The sequence below is a fragment of the Stenotrophomonas bentonitica genome (assembly GCF_002887735.1).
Taxonomy (GTDB): Bacteria; Pseudomonadota; Gammaproteobacteria; order Xanthomonadales; family Xanthomonadaceae; genus Stenotrophomonas; species Stenotrophomonas bentonitica_A.
Window position 1 is genome coordinate 185,655 of record NZ_PKQP01000005.1, and the last position, 18,543, is coordinate 204,197.

An 18,543-nucleotide genomic window follows, 5' to 3' on the forward strand; every position below is an offset into this window, starting at 1 on the left:
CCTTTGAATGAAGATTGCAAACACCCGCGGCGCGCCATTCGGTGGAACTTTGGAGGCGGCTGTTTCAGTCATTGCGTTGGATTGTCGGATGAAGGCACTACCTGCGTTGCATGATGAATTCGGATGCGACCCGTTTTCGACGGTCCAGTCAATTCATGGCTTGGAAGAGCAGTGAACACGACCGCTCGAGCCATAGATGTTTCCCTGCCGATCGTTGCGCTCTTTGTCGCCGTTGTTGGTGTGGTGGTATACATCGCCACTGCAATGGTCGCGCCTCTGAATGGTGAGGACTTTGCGCTGACCCGAGAGATGCTCGGGGCGAGTGCTTACGATAGGCTGCACTGGATGGGTGAGCGCTCATTTGTCCAAATAACACAGTGGAATGCCCGTTTGGGTGAGCAGCTTGCGATTTTTTGGCTGAGTGTTCCAAGGATTTACTATGTATTTGCGTCAATCCTGTCATTTGTAATCTACGCTGGACTTGTCGGAATTTGGTCTCGTGATGAAGGACAGTCGAGTTCGTTCAGTCGATCTGTGATCTACGCACTTGCGCTGATATGGTTGTTTTGGCCTAGCTATGAGGTGTTTTTCTGGATAACAGCGCAGAGCGCCTACTTCCAGCCGATGATTCTTGTGGTAATTCTGCTTCTTATGTACAGGACGCCGAATGCGATAGATGGTCTGAAACAGTCAGGACTTAAATTCGTATCGGCGCTGTGCCTTGCCGCGCTGGTTGGCGTTTCATTTGAGAATGTACCGCCTGCCCTCGGTGCTTCACTTGGGCTCGTGTTGCTCTTGCGTGGTCGTCAATATTGGACATTCAGGACGATGCTCCCGATTGTAGCGCTCGCCATCACTTGGGCTTCACTGATGCTCGCGCCATCTACTGGAATTCGACGCGCAGCATACGCCCTTATGTATCCTGGCGATCCCAGTGTCATGCATTACGCAATGCGCGCGAAAAATGTAGCCGCCCAGTTGTTTGGGACAAGTGGATACTTGATATTGGCCGCGTTGGCTTCAAGTGTGTATCTGTGGCGCGTCCATCAGTGGAGGCAGCAAGTTGTGCTGGGCTGGTCAGTCTCAGTTCTGACCGTCGCAACAGTCGTGGCCGCGCCATATACAGAGCCCCGTGCTTTCATTGTGCCGTGGGCACTGTGGTTCATGTTTGTAATCGCTGCCGCTGTAAGGCTCGACATTCGTCCTGCAGCGCGCACAGTGTTGGCGCTGCTATCTATCTCGAGCCTGTGGTTTCCGTTTCAGGCGCATATGGCGTATGTGGATTTCGCCCGCAGTCTCGACGAGCGGGATGCATACATACGCATTATCGGGCGAACTGATCGCTGCAACAGTGGAATAGTCGTTGGTCACACTGATCGTCAGTACCCATACAAGTATCTAAATAATCGAGAGCAATGGTATGTCGCCAATCCGGCGTACGTAAGCGGGTACTATCGTTGCAGAGTAACGGTGCAATGACTTGCAGGTCGATTAAAGAGTTGATGCGGTATGCCGTGACCGGCGGATTGAACACGCTTATTCATTGGAGTGTGTTCGGGTTGATGCTGCTGGTCGGAAGCTCTCAGGCGCTGGCGAATCTCGTTGCATTCGTTGTTGCAGTCACGTTTTCATTCTTTATCAATGCTAGGTGGACGTTCCGCGTTAAACCCAGTCTAAGCAGATACTTAACGATGGTTGTTTCCATGGGTGCTCTCAGTTATGTGGTGGGTAGGCTGGCGGATCATATTGGCTTGCACCCTGTCTTGACATTGATCTCATTTTCTGTATTTAGTTTGGCGGCAGGGTTTCTGGTCGCCAGGTTCGTGGTGTTTAGGGAGGTCCGTTGAAAATTAGCCTTGTCGTGCCCGTCTTCAATGAGGAGGAGGCCGCCCCCATATTTCATAGAGAGTTGCAGGCGATTCCGGGTTTGGAGGCGCATAGTTTAGAGATCATCTTCGTCAATGATGGCAGTCGAGATCAGACCGAAGCTGTGATCGCTGATCTTGCAATCCGTGACCCGCGGATTATTTTGATAAACTTCTCAAGAAACTTTGGAAAGGAGCCTGCACTCCTTGCTGGTATAGAGGCTGCGACTGGCGACGTTGTGATTCCAATGGATGTGGATTTGCAAGATCCATTGGAGCTGCTGCCTGCAATGATCGAGAAGTATGAGAGTGGAGCCCAAGTTGTTTTGGCGCGCCGGGTTGATCGCGGAAATGACGGGTTCTTGAAACGAAATAGCGCCAGTTACTTCTATCGCATCATTAACGCAATCTCTGACAGCCCGGTGGAAGCTAATGTCGGCGATTTCCGTCTTATGTCGCGGCCTGTTGTGGATGCGATCAAGCGCCTCCCCGAGAACCGGCTTTTCATGAAGGGATTGCTTAGTTGGGTGGGCTTCCGAACAGAAATAGTGGACTATTCACGCCCTGCAAGATCGGTTGGCGTGTCGAAGTTCAATGGCTGGAAACTCTGGAACTTCGCGCTTGAAGGAATCACGTCTTTCAGTAGTGCGCCGTTACGCGTCTGGACTTATATTGGCAGCACCATTGGTGCGTTTTCCATTATTTACGCGGTTTGGATCGTCATGGTCAAGGTGATCTACGGAAACCCCGTTCCAGGCTACTCATCTCTGTTCGCCGCTATTCTCTTCCTGGGAGCGGTTCAGCTGATAGGTATCGGAGTGCTAGGAGAGTACATAGGGCGCATCTACTCAGAGGTTAAGCGTCGTCCGCGCTACATCGTACGCAGTCGCTTCACGAGCAACTCGGAGAACTTAGGTGAGTAATCGATTGCGATTTTCGTTGATGGCAATGGTGGTGAGTTGCGCCGCCGCAGTTTCCGCATGCGCCGAGCGCGTTCCCGAAGCCACTGTTCCTGCCGCGCTGGTGGGGGCCGGTGGAATGACTGACCCCTCTCCCTCAGCCGCGTTGTTAGAGGATTGCAACGTAGAGAGGGTGGATGGGCGTCCAGCGTCGGTCGGTGAAAGAAGTTCGTCGCGTCGAATTCTGATTGAAGGCTGGGTTGCGGGCAGCTTAAATGTCTCTGGCGAGCTCGTAGGGAAGCCTTCAGTCAGGCTCGTGCGCATTCAAGGCAGTGAGCCTGTTGAAGAGATCGAGTTCCCTGCGCAGGCTGTGGCTGGGCGGGATGATGTAGCTCAAGCACTTGGAAAACCAGGTCTAGCAAGGGCCGGCTTTCAAGTGAATGCGGATATCTCCAATTTGGCACCTGGCCGTTACACTGTTGCGCCAAAGCGCGGTGCATTCACCTGCGCCAATGTATTCGAGCTGCAAAAATCCTGATGCCCGCACGCGCAAGTAACTGCAAAGGTTGCATTGAATAGTCACGCAACTGCGTCAGGTGCAATCTTTTCCCGGCGAAGTCGTTTATAGAGATTTTGTCCTGGCACTTCTATGTACCGGTATGTAAGCCCGGCTACCAGTATCACGCAAGCCAGGGTGAGCAAGACGCCAGCAATGAACGCTAGGTCGTTACGCCCAATTGATCTGTAAATGGCTTCGTAGATTCCGGATCTTTGCAGTACTCGATGATCGGAAACTGAACAAGACAGGTGCTGTAGCTTATGAGTCCAAGCCATCGTGTAAAGCGATTGTCCAGCCAAGATGGGAAGCCGGCAATCGAGAGCGCCACCATCAAGGGGGCGGCGATGGAAAGCAGGATCTCTTCGGGAAGCAGGTTGGGGTGCCGAAGTGCGTAGAGTGTTGTTGCGAGAGTTGCTGTAAATGCGAGGCCACAGAGTTGACGTTGCTGATTGCTCTTGGCAAGGGGCAGTCCTGCATTGGTTAGATGCAGAATAAGGAAGCCGAGCACGAAGTAGTGGGCGTGCGAAAGAAGGTATAGTGCGCCGAACTCACCAAGCTGGCTATCGAAGCTCTGTTGATAGTAGGTTTTGCCCAGAATGGCGATCGGACATAGAATGATCCATGCAATAACGGCACTTGGGATGTTGCGGATAAGTGCAAGCATCATCGGGAACAGAAAGTAGAAAAGCCACTCGATGCCGATTGACCATCCGCCGCCGACCAATCCACTTTGTTTCCCCGGTACTAAGGTGAACAGAAACGTTCCGGAAAGCATGAAGTCAAATAGTGCCGGCATTGGTTGCGCCATTGCCAAGCGAAAAATGACACCTATCAGCGCCATAAAGTAGAACAGGGGCGCGATTCGGAAGAAACGCTTCAAGTAGAATGCGCGCACTGAATCGGCATTCCCCATTCGATTGTAGTAGGCGTTTGCAATTGCGAACGCGCTCAATACAAAGAACACGCGAACGAAAAAGTCCATCCGTCCAGTCAGCGCTGCGGCGCCCTCGTGGACGGGAATGCCGGAAAGATAGAGAACGTGAAACAGTACTACGCCCAGCGCCGCGAGCCCGCGGACCACGTCCGGACCGTGAATACGACCCTGCGTTTGATCACTCATATCAAATAGCACCAGTGCTAATGTGGAGCGGGCCGGTACGAATACACGGCCCGCCTCTCCCTTCTTCAGGTGCTGAAAGGCCTACAACGCCTTCTCTAGTTCCGGCAGCAGTGTGAACAAGTCCCCTATCAGACCAATATCGGCGATCTCAAAGATCGGCGAATCCGGATCCTTATTAATGGCGACGATCGTACCAGCATCCTTGATCCCGGTCAGGTGCTGGATCGCGCCGCTGATGCCCACGGCCACATACAGCTCCGGCGAGATGATCTTGCCGGTCTGGCCAACCTGCAGGTCGCTGGGCACGTAGCCGGCATCGACCGCCGCACGCGAGGCGCCGACGGCGGCGCCGAGCTTGTCGGCCAGCTGGAAGATGATCTTGAAGTTCTCTTCCGAGCCGACGCCACGGCCGCCGGAGACCACGCGCTTGGCGCTCTGCAGATCCGGGCGGTCGGTCGCGCCAGCGGCCAGGCCGACGAAGCGGGTGTGGGTCGGCAGGGCCGCATCCACGCTGACCGCTTCCACAGCAGCGCTGCCGCCCTTGGCCGCTTCCGGCCAGGAGGCCGCACGCACGGTCGCGACCACGATCTGGTCGGCCGGCACCTCCACGGTGATGATGGCGTTGCCGGCGTAGATCGGGCGCTTGAAGCTGTGGCTGCCTTCGACGGTCATCAGGTCGGAGACCTGGTTGACGCCCAGCAGGGCGGCCACGCACGGCATCAGGTCCTTGCCGAAGGTGGTCGAGGGGCCGAATACGTGGGTGTAGCCGGTGGCCAGCTGCGCGATCTGCGGGGCCAGCACCTGGGCCAGCGCCTGGGCATTGGCGGCGTTGGTCACGGTCAGCACCTTGGCGACGCCGGCCAGCTGGGCGGCCTCGGCAGCCACGGCGGCCGGATCGGCGGCCAGCACCAGCACATCAATGCTGGCGCCGCTGATCGCGGCGGCCGCACTGACGGTCTTGGCGGTGGCGGCATTGAGCTTGCCATCGTGGTGTTCAGCGACAACGAGGATCTTGGTCATTACAGCAACCCCTTCTGCTTGAGTGCGGCGACCAGTTCGGCCGCGTCCTTGACCATCACGCCCTTGCTGCGCTTGACCGGCGCGGCGTACTGGGTGGTCTTGAAGGTATCAGCGGCATCCACGCCGAGGTCGGCCAGCTGCAGGGTCTCCAGCGGCTTGGCCTTGGCCTTCATGATGTCCGGCAGCTTGATGAAGCGCGGCTCGTTCAGGCGCAGATCGGTGGTGACCACGGCCGGCAGGTCGACTTCCAGCGTTTCCAGGCCGGCATCGACTTCACGGGTGACCGTGGCCTTGCCGTCGGCGATGTGCAGCTTGCTGGCGAAGGTCGCCTGCGGGCGGCCCCACAGCGTGGCCAGCATCTGGCCGGTCTGGTTGGCATCGTCATCGATGGCCTGCTTGCCCAGGATCACCAGGTCCGGCTGTTCCTTCTCGACCAGCTTGAGCAGGGCGCGCGCAGCGGTCAGCGGCTGGATGGCCTGGTCGGTCACGACATGGATGGCGCGGTTGGCGCCCATGGCCAGGCCGTTGCGCAGGTGCGCCTGGGCATCGGCCGGTGCGATCGTGGCAACCACGACCTCGGTGGCGATGCCCTTGTCGCGCAGGCGCAGCGCTTCTTCCAGGGCGATTTCATCGAACGGGTTGGGGGACAGCTTGACGCCGTCGGTGACCACGCCGGAACCGTCCGGCTTGACCTGAATGCGGACGTTGTAGTCCACCACGCGCTTGTACGCGACGAGGATTTTCATCTGGAGCTGGATCCTTCAATAACGGGGAAACGTCCGGTTCTTCGTCCCAGCAACCGGTTCGGGGGTGGGATCGCGATTCTAACTGGCCCGGGCCTACCATGCGAATGCGTATGGTGGCGCGAGCCCATGTTGCGCTGCGGCATCCGCAAGGGTCCGTTCAACTCGAAACGGGTCGAAATCGACGTCCCGTTGTATCCTGTGCAGCTAATCAGGTGGCCGTAATGCGCGCCTCAGCATGGATACGGAACAGGAGAACGGGTAGTGCCCACATGGCTTGTCACCGGCGGAGCCGGATTCATTGGCGGTAACTTTGTCCTCGAGGCAGTCGCTAAAGGGGTGCGCGTCATCAACCTTGATGCGCTGACCTACGCGGGAAATCTGAAGACGCTTTCGTCGCTTGATGGAAACCCGGATCACGTCTTCGTCGAGGGTGATATCGGCGATGGTGCACTGGTCTCGCGTCTGCTGGCCGAACATCAGCCGGATGCCGTGCTGAACTTCGCTGCGGAGAGCCACGTGGACCGCTCCATCGATGGCCCCGGCGCGTTCATCCAGACCAACGTGGTCGGCACCCTGGCCTTGCTTGAAGCCGTGCGCGATTACTGGAAGGCGCTGCCGGCCGACAAGGGCCAGGCGTTCCGCTTCCTGCACGTGTCCACGGATGAGGTGTACGGCACCCTCGGCGAGACCGGCAAGTTCAGCGAAACCACCCCGTATGCCCCCAACTCGCCGTACTCGGCGTCCAAGGCGGCCTCGGACCATCTGGTGCGCGCGTTCCACCACACCTACGGGTTGCCGGTGCTGACCACCAACTGCTCCAACAACTACGGCCCGTATCACTTCCCCGAGAAGCTGATCCCGCTGGTGATCGCCAAGGCGCTGGCCGGGGAGCCACTGCCGGTGTATGGCGACGGCAAGCAGGTGCGCGACTGGCTGTTCGTGTCCGACCACTGCGAAGCAATCCGCACCGTGCTGGCCAAGGGCCAGGTGGGCGAGACCTACAACGTCGGCGGCAACTCCGAAAAAGAGAATATCGAAGTGGTGCACGCCATCTGCGCGCTGCTCGATGCGCGACGCCCGCGCGAGGATGGCCAGCCGCGCAGCAGCCAGATCACCTACGTCGCCGATCGTCCGGGGCATGACCGCCGCTACGCGATCGACGCCTCCAAGTTGAAGGACCAACTGGGCTGGGAGCCGAAGTACACCTTCGAGCAGGGCATCGGCTTCACGGTGGACTGGTATCTGGACAATCAGGACTGGGTCAACGGCGTGCTCGACGGCAGTTACCGTTTGCAGCGCATCGGCACCGTAGTCTGAATCAAGGAAGACATCCAATGACTCAACGCAAAGGCATCATCCTGGCCGGTGGCTCCGGCACGCGGCTGTATCCGATCACCAAGGGCGTCAGCAAGCAGCTGTTGCCGGTGTACGACAAGCCGATGATCTATTACCCGCTCAGCGTGCTGATGCTGGCGGGGATCCGTGAAGTGCTGATCATCAATACGCCGCACGAGCAGGCCTTGTTCCAGCAGCTGCTGGGCGATGGGTCGCAGTGGGGCATGGACATCCAGTACGCCGCCCAGCCGAGTCCCGACGGGCTGGCGCAGGCCTATCTGATTGGCCGCGAGTTCCTTGACGGAAAGCCGAGCTGCCTCGTTCTGGGCGACAACGTGTTTTATGGCCATGGCCTGACCGACGTGCTCAAGCGTGCCGATGCCCGCGAGAGCGGCGCCACGGTGTTCGGCTACTGGGTCAACGACCCCGAGCGCTATGGCGTGGCCGAGTTCGACAAGGATGGCAAGGTTGTCGGTCTGGTCGAGAAGCCTGCCGAGCCCCGTTCCAACTACGCGGTGACCGGCCTGTACTTCTACGATGGCAAGGCCAGCGACTACGCGGCTGAACTCAAGCCGTCGCCACGCGGTGAGCTGGAAATCACGGATCTCAACCAGCGCTACCTGGATGAAGGCGCGCTGCAGCTGGAGCCGCTCGGCCGTGGTTACGCCTGGCTGGATACCGGCACGCACCAGTCGCTGCTGGAGGCCTCCAACTTCATCGAGACGATCCAGACCCGTCAGGGCCTGCAGGTCTGCTGCCCGGAAGAAATCGCCTTTGGTCAGGGCTGGATCACCGCCGAGCAGCTGGAAGCGCTGGCAGCGCCGCTGATCAAGAATGGGTACGGCCAGTATCTTCATAAACTGGCTGTGCGAGGAGTCGTGCCGTGAAGATCATTGAAACCAAGCTGCCGGGCTGTGTTGTGATCGAGCCGGCGGTGTTCGGCGACGAGCGCGGCTTCTTCTTCGAGACGTGGAACGCGGCCCGCTTCGGTGAACATGGACTGCCGACGAAGTTCGTGCAAAGCAACGTGTCAAGTTCGGCAAAGGGTGTGCTGCGCGGCTTGCATTACCAGTGGCCGCGGCCGCAGGGCAAACTGGTCAGCGTGCTGGAAGGCGAGGTCTACGACGTTGCGGTGGATATCCGTCGCGGCTCGCCGACCTTCGGCCAGTGGGCCGCGGTGGTGCTGAGTGCGGAGAACAAGAAGCAGTTCTGGATTCCGGAAGGCTTCGCGCATGGTTTTGCCGTGCTCTCCGAGCGGGCGATTTTCAGCTACCTGTGCACCGAGGTGTACCTGAAGGACTTCGACGCCGGCGTGCGCTGGAACGACGCCGACATCGCGGTTGACTGGCCGATCAGTGCACCGACGCTCTCGGGCAAGGATGAGGTCGCGCCGTTCCTGAAGGACATCGCCGAGGACCGCCTGCCGGTCTACCAGCCGTGACGATCCTGCTGCTGGGGGCCAATGGCCAGCTCGGCCAGGAACTGCAACGCGCGCTGGCCCCGCTGGGTACGATCGTAGCGACCACGCGCAGCGGCGCGCTGCCCGATGGCAGCGCGTGCGAAGTGGCCGACTTCGATCAGCCCGCCTCGCTGGCCGCACTGCTGGACCGCGTCCAGCCGACGGTGGTGGTCAATGCCGCCGCTTACACGGCGGTCGACCGCGCCGAGGGCGACCGCGATGCCGCGTTCCGCGCCAATGCTGAAGCGCCGGGCGTGCTGGCGCAGTGGTGCGCGCGGGCCGGCGTCCCATTGGTGCATTACTCCACCGATTACGTGTTCGACGGGCAGGGCACGCGCCCGTACCGGGAAGACGATGCGACCGCCCCGCTGGGCGTGTATGGCGCCAGCAAGCTGGCCGGTGAGCAGGCCATCCGTGCGGCCGGTGGACGCCACCTGATCTTCCGCACGGCCTGGGTATACGCCTCGCACAGCGCCAACTTCCTGCGCACGATGCTGCGGGTGGGGGCCGAGCGCGACGTCCTGCGTGTGGTGGCTGATCAGGTCGGTACGCCGACGCCGGCAGCGTTGATTGCCGATGTGACCGCGCAGGCGCTGCAGCACGACGGCGCACTGTCGGGCACGTGGCATCTGACCGCCAAGGGCGAGACCAGCTGGCACGGCTTTGCCGAAGCGATCTTTGCGGAGGCGGTGGCAACAGGCGTGCTGCCGCGGGCGCCGAAAGTCGAGGCGATCACTACGGCCGAGTACCCGACGCCGGCCAAGCGCCCCGCCTATTCGCACCTGGATGTGGCGAAGCTGGAGCAGGACTTCGGCGTCGTGCTGCCGAGCTGGCAGGACGGCCTGACGCGGGTCATCGCGGACGGTTGACCCAGGCGTAGAGCCACGCCATGCGTGGCTGACGCGGTGTCAGGATCCCAGGCAGGGCAGCCACGCATGGCGTGGCTCTGCCCGCAATAAAAAAACCCGGCCTTGGCCGGGTTTTCTGTTTATCTGCCTACCGTCGATCAGGTACGGCCGTAGGTATCTTCAAACCGCACGATGTCGTCCTCGCCCAGATAGCTGCCGGACTGCACTTCAATCAGTTCCAGCGGCAGCTTGCCCGGGTTCTTCAGGCGATGGGTCACGCCCAGCGGAATGTACGTGCTCTGGTTCTCGGTGAGCAGCAGCACTTCCTCGCCGCGGGTCACTTCGGCCGTCCCGCTGACCACGATCCAGTGCTCGGCACGGTGGTGGTGCATCTGCAGGCTCAGCGTTGCACCCGGCTTGACGGTGATGCGCTTGACCTGGAAGCGGGCACCGTTGTCGATCGAGTCGTACGCGCCCCAGGGGCGGTACACCTTGCGGTGCCAGGTTGCTTCGGGGCGCCCATCGGCCTTGATCTGGGCGACCACCTGCTTGATCTCCTGCATGCGGTCGCTCTTGCCGACCATCACCGCATCATCGGTTTCCACCACGATCACATCGTCCAGGCCGACCAGGGCGATCAGCCGCTCGCCGTAGGCGAAGGTGTTGCGGCAGTCGATCGCGATCACATCGCCGTGGTGCGCGTTGCCATCCCCATCCTGTTCGGATACATCACGCAGCGCGGTCCACGAGCCCACGTCGTTCCAGCCGGCATCCAGCGGCACGACCACGGCATCAGCGGTCTTTTCCATCACTGCATAGTCGATGGAATCCGAGGGCACGGCGGCGAAGGCGTCCTTGTCCAGGCGGGTGAAATCGCTGTCACGACGTGCCTGCTGCCAGGCGGTGCGGCTGCCGGCGAGCATGGCGGGGTGGAACGTCTCCAGCTCGGCCAGGAATCGGGACGCCTTGAACAGGAACATGCCGCTGTTCCAGAAGTACTCGCCCGACTGCACGTAAGCGGTCGCGGTCTGTGCATCCGGCTTCTCGACAAACCGGTCCACGGCGCGGACATCGCCGCCGGAGGCCGCCTTGATGTAGCCATAGCCGGTTTCCGGGCCGGTCGGCACGATGCCGAAGGTCACCAGCTTGCCGGACTCCGCGGCCGACACCGCACGCAGCACCGCAGCGCGGAACGCATTCTCGTCGGCAATCACGTGGTCTGAAGGAAGCACCAGCAGCAGCGCATCATCACCGTCACGGGTCGCTTCCAGTGCCGCCACCGCGATGGCAGGTGCGGTATTGCGGCCGATCGGCTCCAGCAGGATCGCTTGCGGCTGCACGCCCAGCTGCTGCAACTGCTCGGCGGCCACGAAGCGGTGTTCCTCGTTGGCGACGATCAGCGGCGCGCGCCCAGCGATCGCTGCTACGCGCTGCCAGGTCGCCTGCAGCATGGTCTGTTCGCCGGCCAGGGCCAGGAACTGCTTGGGGTAGGACTCGCGCGACAGCGGCCACAGGCGGGTGCCGGAACCACCGGAAAGGATGACGGGAAGAAGGTTCTGCATGGTGGGGTATTCGCCTCAGGCGTCCTTGAGCAACTGGGAAATTTCGTCGGTGCGTGCGCGCAGCAGCGCTGCGTCGCCGCGGGTTTCAACATTCAGGCGCAGCAGCGGCTCGGTATTGGAGCTGCGCAGGTTGAAGCGCCAGTCGCCGAAATCGGCGCTGATGCCATCGGTGTGGTCCAGCGACGGCGCCTGCGCGGCGTAGTGCTCCATCACGCGGGCGACGGAACGCTTGGCGTCGGCCACCTTGAAGTTGATCTCGCCGCTGCACGGGAACTTCTGCATGCGCGCCTCGACCAGGTCGGCCAGCGAGCGGCCGGACTCGGAGACCAGCGCGGCGATCAGCAGCCACGGGATCATCCCGGAATCGGCGTAGGCGAACTCGCGGAAATAGTGATGCGCGCTCATCTCGCCGCCATAGACGGCATTTTCCGAGCGCATCTTCTCCTTGATGAAGGCATGGCCGCTCTTGCACTGCACCGGCTGGCCACCGGCTTCCTCGACCATTTCCACCGTGTTCCAGGTCAGGCGCGGGTCGTGCACGATCTTGCCGCCGGGCTGGCGCGCCAGGATCGCCTGGGCGAGCAGGCCGACCAGGTAATAGCCTTCGATGAAGCGGCCATTGTGGTCGAAGAAGAAGCAGCGGTCGAAATCGCCATCCCAGGCGATGCCGAAGTCCGCGCCATGCTCGCGCACGGCCTGCGCGGTGAGCTCGCGGTTCTCCGGCAGCAGCGGGTTGGGGATGCCGTTGGGGAAGCTGCCGTCGGGTTCATGGCAGATGCGGATGAACTCCAGCGGCAGGTGCGGGGCGAGCAGATCCACGATCGTGCCGGCGCCGCCGTTGCCGGCATTGACCACCAGCTTCAGCGGCTTGAGCGCCTTGGGCTCGATGTAGCTCAGCAGGTGGGCGATGTAGGCGCTCTTGTCCGGATGCGACTGCAGGCCGGCGCTCGGCTCGGCTGCGGGGGCCTGGTCGGCCTCGACCGCGTCGGAGATCGCGAACAGGCCGGTATCGGAGCTGATCGGACGGGCCTGCTCCTTGACCAGCTTCATGCCGTTGTAATCCATCGGATTATGGCTGGCGGTGACCATCACCCCGCCGGCCGCCTTCAGGTGGTCGACCTGGAAATAGACTTCTTCGGTCCCGCACAGCCCGATGTCGAGCACCTCGCGGCCGGCGCCGCGCAGGCCGGCTGCCAGGGCATCCTGCAGGGCCCCGCTGGTGAGGCGGACATCGTGGCCCACCACCACCGTGCCGGGCGACAGCTGGGCGGCCAGGGCCACGCCGATGCGGCGGGCCAGATCTTCGTTCAGTTCATCCGGAACCCGGCCGCGGATGTCGTACGCCTTGAATGCGGGGAGCGTCATCTATTCAGTCCTTCTGACAGTCAGCGCACTAGTTTAGCCGCTGCCGTGTATGGGAATCGTTTTCACCGGCGCGGGCCGGGTCGACGCCGGACCCATGGGGCAGGGAAAGCCCCGGGCAATGGCTACAATGGCCGCTTACATCAACGAGGTGAGGGCGTAGATGAGCAAGTCCCCAGACAACGCCGGGCGACGTGGCAAGCAGTACGCCAGTGCGGCTGAAGCGCTGCAAGGCGCCATCGCCGATGGCCAGACCCTGGCGGTCGGCGGGTTCGGCCTGTGCGGTATTCCCGAGGCCCTGATCGCCGCGCTGCGCGATACCGGTGCCAAGGACCTGACCGTGATCTCCAACAATGCGGGTGTGGATGGCTTCGGCCTCGGCCAGCTGCTGGCGACCCGCCAGATCCGCAAGATGATCTCCTCCTACGTGGGCGAGAACAAGGAGTTCGAGCGTCAGTACCTGGCCGGCGAGCTGGAGCTGGAGTTCAACCCGCAGGGCACCCTGGCCGAGCGGCTGCGCGCCGGCGGTGCGGGCATTCCGGCCTTCTTCACCGCGACCGGCTACGGCACGGTGGTGGCCGAAGGCAAGGAAACCCGCGAGTTCGACGGCAAGCACTACGTGATGGAGACCGCGCTGCGCGCCGACATCGCGCTGGTCAAGGCGTGGAAGGCCGACGAGCCCGGCAACCTGGTGTTCCGAAAGACCGCGCGCAACTTCAACCCGGCCTGCGCGATGGCCGGCAAGCTGTGCATCGTGGAAGTGGAAGAGGTGGTGCCGGTGGGCAGCATCGACCCGGACCAGGTGCATCTGCCGGGCATCTACGTGCACCGCATCGTGCACAACCCGCACCCCGAGAAGCGTATCGAACAGCGTACCGTGCGCCAGGAGGCGAACTGAGATGGCCTGGACCCGTGATGAAATGGCACAGCGCGCCGCGCGCGAGCTGACCGACGGTGCGTACGTGAACCTGGGCATCGGTCTGCCGACCCTGGTGGCCAACCATATTCCCGACGGCGTCGACGTGTGGTTGCAGTCCGAGAATGGGCTGCTGGGCATCGGCCCGTTCCCGACCGAAGCCGAAGTGGATGCCGACCTGATCAACGCCGGCAAGCAGACGGTGACCGCACGCGCGGGCGCCAGCTACTTTGGCAGCCACGACAGCTTCGCGATGATCCGTGGCGGTCATATCAACCTGGCCATCCTCGGCGCGATGCAGGTCACCGACAAGGGCGATCTGGCCAACTGGATGGTGCCCGGCAAGATGGTCAAGGGCATGGGCGGGGCGATGGATCTGGTCGCCGGCGTGCAGCGCGTGGTGGTGCTGATGGAGCACACCGCCAAGAACGGCGAGCACAAGATTCTGTCCGAGTGCAATCTGCCGCTGACCGGGGTTGGCGTGGTCGATCGCATCATCACCGACCTGGCCGTGTTCGATGTCACCGACAAGGGCCTGGTGCTGATCGAGTCCGCGCCGGGCGTGGGTATCGATGAGCTGAAGGAAAAGACCGGCGTGGCCTTCGGCCAGGCCTGATCGCTGTCGCCGCCGTGGTGCCCGTGCGACGGGCACCACGATAGTCGTTGAGGATTCCATGGATCTGCATCTGCGCGAGGCCGAGGTGAGTTGGCACCGCCACTGGCTGCCCCGCGACGCCGCCGACACCCTCCAGCGCACGCTGCGCGAGGATGTCCCGTGGGAGGTGCACAGGATCCGCATGTTCGGCCGCCAGGTCGATTCCCCGCGGCTGAGCTGCTGGATGGGCGACCCGGCCGCCCGCTACCGCTATTCCGGTACCGAGTTCGTGCCGCAGCCGTGGCATCCGGCGCTGCTGCCGCTTCGGGATCAGCTGGCCGCATTCTGTGGCCACGCGTTCAACAGCGTGCTGCTCAACCGTTACCGCGATGGTGATGACGGGATGGGCTGGCACAGTGACAACGAGCCCGAGCTCGGGCCGGCGCCGGTGATCGCGTCACTGAGCCTGGGCGCGGGGCGGCGGTTCCTGCTGCGGCGCCGGGACGACCATGCGAAAAAGGCCGAGGTCCTGCTGGACCATGGCGATCTGCTGGTGATGGGGGGGCAGACCCAGCGCCATTACCAGCATTCCCTGCCCAAAAGCGCGCGACCGCTGGCCGAGCGCCTCAATCTCACGTTCCGCTGGATCAACGCACCCGGGCAGGGGTGACCGCGCTGCGGGCGTGATCCTGCTCGCCGGTCACCAGCGTCCAGCCCACCACGTTCGTGGTCAGTGTCTGCAGCCCCTGTTCCAGCGCGGCGGTGACCTGGGCGACGTCGGTGCTGCCGACCGGGTTTTCCTGGCGGAAGGTGCGGTCGGCGACCACGCGCTGGTCGATCACGTGGATCAGTTTGGCGTTCACTTCGATCAGCGCGGTCGGCGTGGCCTGGCCGCGGTAATCGGCTTCGAAACGGCGCACGTCCATGGCCAGTTTGTAGTCGGCGCGGATGCCGGTGGTGACCCGGGCCACGCCGTTGATGCGGCCGGAATCCTCGAAGCCGCGCACCAGCGCGTCGTCGAGCATGTCGGTGGCCGGCTGGGCCCAGCTCACGCCCTTGTAGACCTCCAGCTCGGAGGGGGTCGGACGGACGTTGATGCGCGGGCTGTCGACCACGCGGGCGGCGCTGGGCTTGACCAGCACCAGCTGCCAATCGACGGTCGGCCAGCTCGGGTCGGCCTGGATGCGCACCACGGGCGAATAGATCGTCACCGCGCTGCGTTCGTTGCTGCCCAGCAGCGAGCAGCCGCCAAGCGCGGCGATCAGGGCGATCGGCAGCAGGGGCCGGAAGAAGGTCGCGTGGCTCATTTGGGTTCGAACTCCTTGGGTGCGTCACGGCCGAGCAGATAGCGTGCCGGGTTGTTGTCCAGGCGGTCGCTGACCCGGCGCAGGTCGCGGATCAGGCCGCGCAGCTCGGTCAGGGTCGGGCCGAGCTGGGCCAGGCCATCATTGGCGAAGCTGTTGATCGCGGCACGGTTCTCGCCAAGGATCGAATCGGCATTGCCGGCCGCCGAGTCCAGCTTGCTCAGCGTGGTTTCCAGCTTGTCCAGGATCGGCGGCAGCTGCTGCACCAGATTCTTGTCCAGCCGCTGGATGGTGCCGTTGGTGCTCTTGAGGGTCACATCCAGGCTGCGGGCGGCATCACGCGCGCTCAGCAGCAGCGCCTGGGTACCCTGGTCGCGGTCGGCCAGGCCGCCGCTGATGGTTTCCAGGTTGGCCAGGGTGGCGTTGATGCTGGCCACGTTGCGGTCGCTGAGCACCTGGTCCATGCGCTCGACGATGCGGTTGGCCACGTCGGTGATGTTCTGCAGCGCCGAGGGGGTGGTCGGGATGATCGGGGCCGGATCCTTGTTGACCGCGGTCAGCGCGGGCGACTGCGGCGTGCCGCCACTGAGCTGGATGATCGACGGGCCGGTCAGGCTGGTGATCGCCAGCTTGGCGCGGGTGTCGGTCTTGACCGGCGTATTGGAGTTCAGGCGGATCCGTGCGACCACCTGGCGCGGATCGTCCGGTACCAGGTTCAGTTCGGTGATCGAGCCGACCGCGATGCCGTTGTACTGCACCGGGCTGCCGACCGACAGGCCGGTGACGGCCTCGCGGAACACCACGCGGTACTCGGTCCAGGTGCGGTCGGAGGAGTACTTGGCGGCCCACAGGCCGAAGGCCAGCAGCGCCAGGCCCACTATCAGGGTGAAGGCGCCGATCAGGACGTAATTGGCTTTGGTTTCCATGGCTTACTCGCTCTCGTGCTTTGCATCGCGCGCAGCACGCGCGCGCGGTCCGTGGAAGTACTCCTGGATCCACGGGTGGTCCAGTTGTTCGATCTCGTGGAGCGGGGCATTGGCGATGACTTTCTTGTCGGCCAGCACCGCCACCCGGTCACAGATCGCATACAGCGTGTCCAGATCATGTGTGATCAGGAAGACCGTCAGGCCCAGCGCTTCCTGCAGGGTCTTGATCAGGCGGTCGAAGGCGGCCGCGCCGATCGGATCCAGCCCGGCGGTAGGCTCGTCCAGGAACAGCAGCGGCGGGTCCAGCGCCAGCGCCCGGGCCAGGCCGGCGCGCTTGCGCATGCCGCCGGACAGCTGCGAGGGCAGCTTGTTGATCGCATCGGCCGGCAGGCCGGCCAGCTTCACCTTGAGCAGGGCCAGCTCGTAATGCCAGCGCTCGGGCAACTCGCCGTGGTGTTCCTTCAGCGGCACCTGTACGTTCTCGCCCACGGTGAGCGAGGAGAACAGGGCGCCATCCTGGAACAGCACGCCGGTATTGCGTTCGATATGCAGGCGGTTGGCCGGGTCGCTGGAACGGGCGTCGACGCCGAGTACCTCGATCTGGCCGTCATCGGGCGTGCGCAGGCCGAGGATGCTGCGCATCAACACCGACTTGCCGGTACCCGAGCCGCCGACCACGCCGAGAATCTCGCCGCGGCGCACGTCCAGGTCCAGCCCGTCGTGCACGACCTGCGCGCCGAAACGGTTGGTCAGCCCGCGCACGCGGATCAGCAGTTCACCATCACCGGTGGCGGCGTCGTCGCGGTCCATGGCCGGAGCGGTATCGGTGCTCATCGGTTACCAGCCCATCTTCATGAACCACAGCGCGGCGAACGCGTCGAGGATGATCACCAGCGAAATGGCCTGCACCACGCTCGAGGTGGTGCGCTCGCCGACCGACTGCGCGGTGCCTTCAACCTTGAGGCCTTCCAGGCAGCCGATCAGGCCGATCACCAGCGCGAACACCGGGGCCTTCGACAGGCCGACCAGCATGTTGCGCACTTCCATGGTGTCGTGCATCCGCGCGATGTACATCTGCGGCGGGATGTCCAGATCGAACGCGCCGACGGTGATGCCACCGGCCAGGCCGGCGACCATCGCGATGAAGGTCAGCAGCGGCAGGGTGATCAGCAGGGCGATCAGGCGCGGCAGCACCAGCAGGTCGACCGGGTCCAGGCCGAGCGTCTTCATCGCGTCGATTTCTTCGCGGGCCTTCATCGCGCCGATCTGCGCGGTGAACGCACTGGCGGTGCGGCCGGCCAGCACGATGGCGGTCAACAGCACCGCGAACTCGCGCAGGAAGGCGATGCTGACCAGTTCGACTACATAGATCTCCGCGCCAAAGTCGCGCAGGATCGTGGAGCCGAGGAAGGCGATCACCGCGCCGACCAGATACGACAGCAGGGCCACCAGCGGCACCGCGTCCAGGCCGACCTGCTCCATCTGCGCGACGGTAGCAGTGAGACGGAAGCGGCGCGGTTCCTTGATCAGGCGCGCGCCCTTGACCAGGTTCTCGCCCAGGAAACTGGCCAGCGCCACGATGTTGTGGCCCATGCCGTGCACGCTGACACCGAGCCGCTCCAGCGCGGCCAGCACGCCGAAGTCGCGTTTGGCCTTGGGCCGGTCGTCGGCGACTTCCTCGATGGTGGAGACCAGCGCGCGATGCTCCTCGCGGAACGTCACCGCGTCCTCGCCCAGGTCGGCGCGGTGCGCGACACGCAGCAGCTGCAGCACACCGGCTGAATCGAGCAGGGTAATGCCGCTGGCGTCCAGGCCGGTCACTTTCTCCGGAAGGCCGCGCAGCACTTCGGCCGCGTCCAGCGCGGTGCGTAATGTCCAATGGCCAGACAACCGGATCAGGCCGGGGTCCTGGGCATCCTGCTCGAGATGGGGGGCTTGGTCTGAGGTCATGTAGGCGTCCTGCGCGCAGCATACCCTGTCCGGGTGCATGGCTCGCGTATGCGCCGGACCGGTCCGTACACGCCGCT

The 18,543-nt window shown here is 62.9% G+C and carries 21 protein-coding genes; 12 read left to right on the plus strand and 9 right to left on the minus strand.

Features of this window, described 5'->3' with window-relative positions; all coding sequences use genetic code 11:
- Window positions 1-7 precede the first annotated feature (7 nt).
- The 5 genes from C0R07_RS19920 to C0R07_RS19735 are packed head-to-tail and all read left to right on the plus strand — an operon-like array spanning window position 8 to window position 3,302.
- Window positions 8-175, plus strand: a complete 168-nt coding sequence (locus tag C0R07_RS19920; protein ID WP_157266834.1) for a hypothetical protein — start codon at window positions 8-10, stop codon at window positions 173-175.
- Complete coding sequence (locus C0R07_RS19730) at window positions 172-1,479, plus strand: DUF6056 family protein (RefSeq protein WP_146027606.1); 1,308 nt, start codon at window positions 172-174, stop codon at window positions 1,477-1,479. Before C0R07_RS19920 ends, C0R07_RS19730 begins: the two co-directional genes overlap by 4 nt.
- Before the next feature lie 23 nt (window positions 1,480-1,502).
- Window positions 1,503-1,847 (plus strand): GtrA family protein, encoded by a 345-nt coding sequence (locus C0R07_RS11705; RefSeq protein WP_019182584.1) that lies wholly within the window; start codon window positions 1,503-1,505, stop codon window positions 1,845-1,847.
- Complete coding sequence (locus C0R07_RS11710) at window positions 1,844-2,788, plus strand: glycosyltransferase family 2 protein (protein WP_019182583.1); 945 nt, start codon at window positions 1,844-1,846, stop codon at window positions 2,786-2,788. The genes C0R07_RS11705 and C0R07_RS11710 overlap by 4 nt, the downstream gene beginning before the upstream one ends.
- Entirely contained in the window at window positions 2,781-3,302 is a 522-nt protein-coding gene (locus C0R07_RS19735) for a hypothetical protein (protein WP_146027607.1), read from the plus strand. Before C0R07_RS11710 ends, C0R07_RS19735 begins: the two co-directional genes overlap by 8 nt.
- Before the next feature lie 181 nt (window positions 3,303-3,483).
- Here C0R07_RS19735 and C0R07_RS11715 read toward each other — a convergent pair whose 3' ends face one another.
- The 3 genes from C0R07_RS11715 to C0R07_RS11725 all read right to left on the minus strand — a co-directional run bounded on the left by C0R07_RS11715 (window position 3,484) and on the right by C0R07_RS11725 (window position 6,209).
- On the minus strand, window positions 3,484-4,443 hold the full coding sequence (locus C0R07_RS11715) for an acyltransferase family protein (RefSeq protein ID WP_254427828.1): 960 nt from the start codon (window positions 4,441-4,443) through the stop codon (window positions 3,484-3,486).
- Window positions 4,444-4,524: 81 nt separating this feature from the next.
- Window positions 4,525-5,463 carry an electron transfer flavoprotein subunit alpha/FixB family protein gene (locus tag C0R07_RS11720; RefSeq protein ID WP_019182581.1) on the minus strand — a complete coding sequence of 313 codons (939 nt, stop codon included), beginning with the start codon at window positions 5,461-5,463 and terminating at the stop codon, window positions 4,525-4,527.
- Window positions 5,463-6,209 (minus strand): electron transfer flavoprotein subunit beta/FixA family protein, encoded by a 747-nt coding sequence (locus tag C0R07_RS11725; RefSeq protein ID WP_102788982.1) that lies wholly within the window; start codon window positions 6,207-6,209, stop codon window positions 5,463-5,465. The genes C0R07_RS11720 and C0R07_RS11725 overlap by 1 nt, the downstream gene beginning before the upstream one ends.
- Before the next feature lie 261 nt (window positions 6,210-6,470).
- Here C0R07_RS11725 and rfbB point away from each other — a divergent pair, with 261 nt between their 5' ends.
- Genes rfbB through rfbD form a run of 4 tightly spaced genes read left to right on the plus strand, consistent with a single transcriptional unit; the run spans window position 6,471 to window position 9,872 of the window.
- The gene (gene rfbB / locus C0R07_RS11730; RefSeq protein WP_019182579.1) at window positions 6,471-7,526 is read left to right on the plus strand and encodes a dTDP-glucose 4,6-dehydratase; all 1,056 of its coding nucleotides are present in this window, start codon (window positions 6,471-6,473) and stop codon (window positions 7,524-7,526) included.
- 17 nt (window positions 7,527-7,543) lie between these two features.
- Window positions 7,544-8,431, plus strand: a complete 888-nt coding sequence (rfbA, locus tag C0R07_RS11735) for a glucose-1-phosphate thymidylyltransferase RfbA (RefSeq protein ID WP_102788983.1) — start codon at window positions 7,544-7,546, stop codon at window positions 8,429-8,431.
- Window positions 8,428-8,985, plus strand: a complete 558-nt coding sequence (gene rfbC / locus C0R07_RS11740; RefSeq protein ID WP_102788984.1) for a dTDP-4-dehydrorhamnose 3,5-epimerase — start codon at window positions 8,428-8,430, stop codon at window positions 8,983-8,985. The genes rfbA and rfbC overlap by 4 nt, the downstream gene beginning before the upstream one ends.
- Window positions 8,982-9,872 carry a dTDP-4-dehydrorhamnose reductase gene (rfbD, locus tag C0R07_RS11745; protein WP_102788985.1) on the plus strand — a complete coding sequence of 297 codons (891 nt, stop codon included), beginning with the start codon at window positions 8,982-8,984 and terminating at the stop codon, window positions 9,870-9,872. The genes rfbC and rfbD overlap by 4 nt, the downstream gene beginning before the upstream one ends.
- 137 nt (window positions 9,873-10,009) lie before the next feature.
- On the opposite strand, the gene C0R07_RS11750 is transcribed toward rfbD, so the two are convergent.
- Entirely contained in the window at window positions 10,010-11,413 is a 1,404-nt protein-coding gene (locus C0R07_RS11750; protein ID WP_102788986.1) for a mannose-1-phosphate guanylyltransferase/mannose-6-phosphate isomerase, read from the minus strand.
- A gap of 15 nt (window positions 11,414-11,428) precedes the next feature.
- Window positions 11,429-12,778, minus strand: a complete 1,350-nt coding sequence (locus C0R07_RS11755; RefSeq protein WP_102788987.1) for a phosphomannomutase — start codon at window positions 12,776-12,778, stop codon at window positions 11,429-11,431.
- Between the two features lie 160 nt (window positions 12,779-12,938).
- Between C0R07_RS11755 and C0R07_RS11760 the strand changes: the two genes are divergently transcribed.
- The 3 genes from C0R07_RS11760 to C0R07_RS11770 are packed head-to-tail and all read left to right on the plus strand — an operon-like array spanning window position 12,939 to window position 14,956.
- Complete coding sequence (locus tag C0R07_RS11760) at window positions 12,939-13,673, plus strand: CoA transferase subunit A (protein WP_102788988.1); 735 nt, start codon at window positions 12,939-12,941, stop codon at window positions 13,671-13,673.
- Window position 13,674: 1 nt separating this feature from the next.
- Window positions 13,675-14,307, plus strand: a complete 633-nt coding sequence (locus C0R07_RS11765; RefSeq protein WP_019182572.1) for a CoA transferase subunit B — start codon at window positions 13,675-13,677, stop codon at window positions 14,305-14,307.
- 58 nt (window positions 14,308-14,365) lie between these two features.
- Window positions 14,366-14,956 carry an alpha-ketoglutarate-dependent dioxygenase AlkB family protein gene (locus C0R07_RS11770; protein WP_102788989.1) on the plus strand — a complete coding sequence of 197 codons (591 nt, stop codon included), beginning with the start codon at window positions 14,366-14,368 and terminating at the stop codon, window positions 14,954-14,956.
- Here C0R07_RS11770 and C0R07_RS11775 read toward each other — a convergent pair.
- The 4 genes from C0R07_RS11775 to C0R07_RS11790 are packed head-to-tail and all read right to left on the minus strand — an operon-like array spanning window position 14,934 to window position 18,505.
- Window positions 14,934-15,593 (minus strand): ABC-type transport auxiliary lipoprotein family protein, encoded by a 660-nt coding sequence (locus C0R07_RS11775; RefSeq protein WP_019182570.1) that lies wholly within the window; start codon window positions 15,591-15,593, stop codon window positions 14,934-14,936. The genes C0R07_RS11770 and C0R07_RS11775 overlap by 23 nt on opposite strands.
- Window positions 15,590-16,516 (minus strand): MlaD family protein, encoded by a 927-nt coding sequence (locus C0R07_RS11780; protein WP_019182569.1) that lies wholly within the window; start codon window positions 16,514-16,516, stop codon window positions 15,590-15,592. Before C0R07_RS11780 ends, C0R07_RS11775 begins: the two co-directional genes overlap by 4 nt.
- Before the next feature lie 3 nt (window positions 16,517-16,519).
- Entirely contained in the window at window positions 16,520-17,350 is an 831-nt protein-coding gene (locus tag C0R07_RS11785; protein WP_102788990.1) for an ABC transporter ATP-binding protein, read from the minus strand.
- A gap of 3 nt (window positions 17,351-17,353) precedes the next feature.
- Complete coding sequence (locus C0R07_RS11790) at window positions 17,354-18,505, minus strand: ABC transporter permease (protein WP_390329074.1); 1,152 nt, start codon at window positions 18,503-18,505, stop codon at window positions 17,354-17,356.
- Between the last annotated feature and the right edge of the window lie 38 nt (window positions 18,506-18,543).